This window comes from Aeromonas aquatilis, assembly GCF_054052405.1.
Genome location: NZ_JBSTYP010000127.1, coordinates 1 through 2,502 on the forward strand (window position 1 = coordinate 1; position 2,502 = coordinate 2,502).

General features: G+C 52.1%; 3 protein-coding genes. 2 read left to right on the top strand and 1 reads right to left on the bottom strand.

Features of this window, described 5'->3' with window-relative positions:
* Positions 1-521: 521 nt before the first annotated feature.
* On the bottom strand, positions 522-764 hold the full coding sequence (locus ACW5W8_RS23505; RefSeq protein WP_042469152.1) for a hypothetical protein: 243 nt from the start codon (positions 762-764) through the stop codon (positions 522-524).
* 425 nt (positions 765-1,189) lie between these two features.
* Between ACW5W8_RS23505 and ACW5W8_RS23510 the strand changes: the two genes are divergently transcribed.
* Both ACW5W8_RS23510 and ACW5W8_RS23515 read left to right on the top strand, forming a co-directional pair.
* Positions 1,190-1,720, top strand: coding sequence for a hypothetical protein (locus tag ACW5W8_RS23510; RefSeq protein WP_498630832.1), 531 nt, complete (start codon positions 1,190-1,192; stop codon positions 1,718-1,720).
* A gap of 7 nt (positions 1,721-1,727) precedes the next feature.
* Complete coding sequence (locus ACW5W8_RS23515; protein ID WP_498630834.1) at positions 1,728-1,940, top strand: hypothetical protein; 213 nt, start codon at positions 1,728-1,730, stop codon at positions 1,938-1,940.
* Positions 1,941-2,502: the final 562 nt, after the last annotated feature.

Below are 2,502 nucleotides of genomic sequence, written 5' to 3' on the forward strand. Positions count from 1 at the left end.
ACGTACTTTAAATTCCGTTTTCTGAGACGACCCCAAGAGCGCGAGTTTTTGAGCTTAGCGTGCTTTATTTTCCGTTTTCTGAGATGGCCCCAACGTTTGTGAATGCCCAAAATGCCTTGCATCATCAAGCTCCCTCTCCATCCTCAAAGCCTGCTCTTTCCATCCGGCGACCTGGCCACGAAGATAACCTTTCCCAGACTCCCCAATAGACAGTCCGACACCAAAATCCATGCTCGTCATAACTCACCCCATAAGTTCTTAAAATGCTCTTCAAAACCTCCAAACGCAGCACGACAGATCTTAACCCTTCCCCCACCACAGCAGCAGGGCTTTCGCCGCTAACACATCGTTCGGAACATCGAGCGCGTCCAGCGGACAACCGCGGGGGCCTAAAACATAGTCCATCAAGGGTGGGGCCAGTGGCCCCACCCTGTGGAGATCAGGGCAACACTCCCAAACGGGAGCGACTAGCGCAGTCTGTTGCGCTTCGTTCGGGAGTCGGCAAGCGCAGCGCGGCAGCCTTAACGACTGCTTAGATCCACCTCGATGCGGCGAAAACCGATGGTGTGCGCCGTGTTAACCCCAGCATCGATGGTCTTAAATACCCGCCAGCCTCCGCGTTGGCGTTCCAGCACTTCCGTTTCTGCATTGCGGCCAAACTTCACCAGGTGAAGATGGTAGCCGGCACCCATCGGGGTCGGGGCGATCACCGCCTTGGCAAAGCCCCCTTGTTCAAATACCCACTTCGCCTTGATCTCTTCCATATCAAAAACCTGTTTTGATGATTCATATCTACGTTATGACACCAACGCAGCCAAACATCAAATTATAATTATGAACCATCAAACTCTAATTTTGATTAGCGTTACTCAGGTTCGTAGAACCGCACTCGGGTTTCAAAGGGGCGACCCTTTGGCACGCCGATAGGATGCAGGCACGCCGACGGTACAAACGCAGTTTGTATACGCTCGGTCTCGTGCCTGTATACAGTCGGTGTCGTGCCTGTCTGTTTTTTCAATTTCTGTAGGCACCTACAGAAAACCCACATAAAGGAAGCATAAAGAAAGCACCAAGGAATCCTATAGGGTGCATCTAGGATGCATAAAGGACACGCAAAATCTACAGACAGATACCATCTGGGTAGCGTTTTGGTACATTGGGGGCATTCTCACTGAAAAATGACGTCGCCATGCTGCCGAAACCAAGCAATAAATTCATTCCAAAGATCGAGTCATACCTCCACCAAGGGGAGGTATCAAAACCCAAGGCAAAAGTAATCGCCCACGTCTATCCAGAAGTGGAGACGATGATCGAACAAGGCTTTTCCCTTACTCAAATCGTGGCGGCCATCAATGCGAACGATGTGGGCTTTACCATCACACTCGCCACCTTCAAAAACACCCTGCATAGGCTGCGCAGGCGACAGACTCAACAAGCACCGACACCGAAGGCCATCACACAGCCAGCCCGTAACGCATTCCGCGAGACGCCAAAAAAGATTCAGCACGATAACAATCCTGATCTTGATGCGCTGCTAGATAGGCTGGGAGCTGAAGCGGGAACCTTGGCGGACTACTTAAAGGTGTGTTTCAACTCGGAATCTATCGCCAACAGGGCCATAGCGGCTGGGGTATCCATAGAGGAAATTCGGTCATGGGAATGCCCGAACCAGATCCGGCTTGGCACAAGGTTAAGCCACTTCATTAGAAGTGCATCATAAAGGCAAAATGATGAGTCAAAAGACAAATTTGATTGCTGCGGGGAAAGAGCAATTCAGTCAATACCATGTTGCAGAGTACCTGACGAACAGCACAGACGTTGCGGCCTACCTCAAAGCCGCCAAGGAGGAAAACGATCCGGCCCTTCTCGCTGCCGTCATGGAGGACATCCGCCAAATCGAGACGGTGCAACATGCTAGCAAAACGCGAATCCTGCCCTAGCCATAGAGCAGCCATGAATTTCGTACGTACGAAGAAAAGGGGCACCCAGTGACATATCAGAGGCTGACGAAACAAGAACTCAACGAGCTACGGGAGGAAATGAGGGCGGCCGGAGAATGGGCTAAAACCGTTTTGGAACAAGAGCGGCGGCAAACGCCAGCACATTGCGAATCCTGCACTAGCAACTTGGATTTCGTACGTACGAAAAAACCAACCCCGCTCCGTGGATAAGCCCTACTGCCCACAGGCCAAACACACGGCCTGATGGACAGCCCTTCGGGAACGGGCTTAACCACCTCGCCAAGAGCCTCTCTCGATGATGAAGAGCGCAAAGACCACGGCCTAAAGACCGCGCAAAAAGGATGTCGCAAAGCTCCCCAGTAAGCAGGCTCTCCTATCGTTCCGCTGCGCTTCAAGATAGGAGAGCCCTCCTGCTTGGCTACGTTAAAAATGACGTAGTTACACAAGATTGACTCGCCTTGCTCCGGACTATCGAGACTGCTTGCGGCAGCTCCCTCTCACGCGCTCCAGAGACACACCCCGTCCTTGCTGCATCTGCTTT